4 protein-coding genes are annotated in these 3212 nt (G+C 62.1%); all 4 read right to left on the bottom strand.

Translation table 11 applies throughout. From position 1 onward, the window contains the following. A partial coding sequence (locus WBQ44_RS12470; RefSeq protein ID WP_495567002.1) for an iron chelate uptake ABC transporter family permease subunit occupies window positions 1-416 on the bottom strand: 416 nt, incomplete at its 3' end. Window positions 417-419: 3 nt separating this feature from the next. Next, window positions 420-1511, bottom strand: a complete 1092-nt coding sequence (locus WBQ44_RS12465; RefSeq protein WP_495567001.1) for an ABC transporter substrate-binding protein — start codon at window positions 1509-1511, stop codon at window positions 420-422. 56 nt (window positions 1512-1567) lie between these two features. Further along, window positions 1568-2614, bottom strand: a complete 1047-nt coding sequence (locus tag WBQ44_RS12460) for a COG1361 family protein (RefSeq protein ID WP_495567000.1) — start codon at window positions 2612-2614, stop codon at window positions 1568-1570. After that, a partial coding sequence (locus tag WBQ44_RS12455; RefSeq protein ID WP_495566999.1) for an endonuclease/exonuclease/phosphatase family protein occupies window positions 2611-3212 on the bottom strand: 602 nt, incomplete at its 5' end. The genes WBQ44_RS12455 and WBQ44_RS12460, both read right to left, overlap by 4 nt.

The raw sequence follows: 3212 nt of genomic DNA, 5'->3' as shown, positions 1-3212 counted from the left end.
CCGAGAGACCGAAGAGCCAGCGATGTTCCCGAAGACATCACGGCCACAGCGGCCAGCGATGCGCCGGAGGAAACTCCGATGACGAACGGATCGGCAAGGGGATTGCGCACCAGACCCTGCAGGACTGCGCCGGCCAATGACAGTGCCGCTCCGACCAACGCGGCGTAGACGATTCGAGGGACTCGCAGCTTCCATACGATCATCTCGTACAGCGGATCGGGGGCGGGCCCGAGGTGGAGCACCTTGTAGCGGACGACGGACCACACCTGCGCTGGAGGGACGGAGATCGATCCGATGCAGATGGCCGAAACGGCCGCTGACAGCAGCAATGCGACACACAGTGCCAGTACCAGTGCCAGCGACCGATTGCGCAGTGCGCGTCGTGACTTCGGAGCGTGTGGTGATTTCGAGGTCACGCCTTAGAACGCGTCGGGGTGGGCAACCCGAGCGATCTTGTCGATCGCATCGGCATTGGCCGGTCCAAGGTAGATGCCGTCTGACACTTTGACGTAGGAGTTGTTCTGTGCGGCACGCCATTGCGGGTATGCAGCGAAGAGTTTGGCTGCCTCGGCGTCGAGATCCTCGTTCGGCCGGTACGCGCCGATCACCAAAGTTTCCACGTCGGCTGCAGCGAGTTGCTCGGCGCTCAGGCTCGACGTCAGGCCCCAACCGCCGTCCTTGAACACCGGTTCGCCGCCGGCGGATTCGATCACCGAGTCGTAGATGTTGCCGGAGAAGACGGCCGGCAGGCCGTTTGCGTTCATCACTGCCATATCGGGGAACGCAATCAGCATCTTCTTCTTCGGTTCGTCGGCCACTGCCGACTCGACGGTGTCGATGCGATCACGGAGTTCGCTGCTGACGGTTTCGGCTCGATTCTCCACGTCGAAGATTTGCCCGATCAGATCGATGAATTCGAGTGACGAGTCCACCGAACCGTTCTCATAGGTCGCCTCTTCTTCCGGCGTGACGTTGTCGGTCTTGCCGTAGGAGCAGTTGACCGGGTTGACCAGTGAGTTGATGCCTGCGTCGGCGAGCACCTCTCGCGAGGCGAAGCCAAAGTTGCTGTCGAATCCTCCCGAGAAGGTGGAAATGACGAGATCCGGCTTCAGCGCCAGAGTCTGTTCCGCAGGAACGTCGAACGCCGCGTTGAGTTCGATTCCGCCCTTGGGGAGGGCGTCCACCTTTTCGGCCATCCCGGGAGTATCCGAAATTCCGTAGTACTGGGTGTTCGCGATGACCGAGCCCTCGAGCCCGAGATGAATGAGGGTCTCGGCTTCGCCGACCGACGCGCCCTGCATCAGCAGCACTCGCTGGGGTGGTCGCGTGAAAGTCTGCTCGTAGCCGCAGTTGTTGATCGTCAGCGGGTAGGTCACAGTGCCCTCGGCCGAGGTAGACGATTGTGTGTCGGTCGTGTCGGTGGATGTGTCCGTCGAACTACAGCCGACCGCTACCAGTGCAATGGCGGCCGCAACTGCGACCGTGCCGAGTGAACGACTGTGAGTGCGCAAGGGAATTTCCTTCTTTCTCGAACCGGATCGGACAAACACTGAGGTAGTCGTACAAGTCAGTCGGATAGTTCCGCGGATGTCCTACCGTTCTCGGCCGTGTTTGTTGCACGGGTTCTGCGTACTCGACGCGCACGAACGACGAAGACCCAGAGAGCGAAAAGGAACAGCACCGCGATCGGAACCGTCTGGGCGATGGGAAATGCCCACAGCACTGTTCCGTCGACGACGCCCGGTCCTTCCGCGTCGATGGGAGTTCCGCTGATCGAGCGCGGGAAGAATGCGACCTGAGCGTCGAATCGGACCAGCGGCCACACCGCAGGAATGGTCGTTTCGCCCTCGTAATGCGAACCCGGCACCAGCTCGATCTCGGTGGCGGTATCGGGTGCAGAATCGATGCGCTGGCTGTACAGAGTGCCCAGTCCTGTCAGCACTGACCCGCCGACGGTGAGGTTGCCCGGGTTGGAGAATCGATAGCGGATCGTCACCGTTCCGGGCGAGAGAGGGTCGAGCGTCGAGTCGTATATCGGCTCGATGCTGCCGAGCAATAGGGCTGGGTCGAGTCGACCGGTGACCCGTACGTCGATTCTCGTCGTCCGATCGTCGCGACCAGGTGTGGACGTACCGTCGACATCGACCGCTGATGCGGTGAACATCAAAACCCTGTCGCCCGATTCGGCATCGACGGGGAGAGCGATGTCGTAGGGAACGGTGGCTTTGCCCCGCGGCTCTACGGTCGCGCGGGTTCCCGGTGTTTGGTAGACCCAGCTGCTCGGTCTGAAGACAGGTCCGTCTCGCTCGGGAACGACGGTGCCGGTCGGATCGGTCACACCGTCCTGGACACCCACTTCGACCACGAGTGGCGCTGTTCCGAAATTGCTGATGGTGACCCAACCGCGTACGTATCCACCGGGATCTAGTTCGTGGCGCGCGGTGCTGCCGCTGACGCGGCCTTCGGCGTCGGTCGGATTCACTGACCATGTCAGCTCGGTCGTATCCGCCGGTGCCGGACTCCCGGGTGCGGCGCGAGCGAGCGACGGCTGGATCTGCGTACACGCCATTGCGATCAGGAGCACAGTCGTGACGACGAGGGATTGGATTCTCATGGGACCGTCACTCTCACGAGTAGTCCCCGGTGGTCGGAACCGGGTAGATCGACTGCCTTCACCGCGTCGGCCCGCACGCCCTCGACGAGGTCATGATCTATCGCGAGAATCGGTGGAACAGCTCTGTCGGAGGGAAAGGTCGGTACGAGTCCGGCACCGACAGCTTGCCTCGCATCGACGAGACCGCCGCGCAGTAGGTCGCGGAACTGCACATTGTCGTTGGTGGCGTTGAAATCTCCGGCGATCAGCACGGTGAATTGAGGGTGGGCGGTGTAGTTGGTGAGCGGGAACCTGCTCCAGATCCCACCACCTGCGCCTCCGCCGCGTGGATCCAATACCCAGTAGGGCAGTTCGGCCTGCAGGCCCGCTGTTTGGAGTCGGTGCAACGCCGGAACGGTCAACTCGCTGACGGTCAGTATGTCCACATGTTCTCCGGCGACGACGGAGACGACACCGTCCGCATCGGCCTGCCCCACCGCAATGTTGGCTTGCAACGGTGTAATCGGCTGGTGCATCGAGTCCACCGCGTCGGTGGCGATGAATGAAGGAACTTGAACGGCGGCCAGCGAAGCAGCCGTGAGGACAGCAACGATCGAGG

The organism is Rhodococcus sp. (in: high G+C Gram-positive bacteria) (genome assembly GCF_049591685.1).
In the GTDB taxonomy this organism is placed as follows: Bacteria; Actinomycetota; Actinomycetes; order Mycobacteriales; family Mycobacteriaceae; genus Rhodococcoides.
This window is presented reverse-complemented; position numbering and strand designations above follow the sequence as displayed.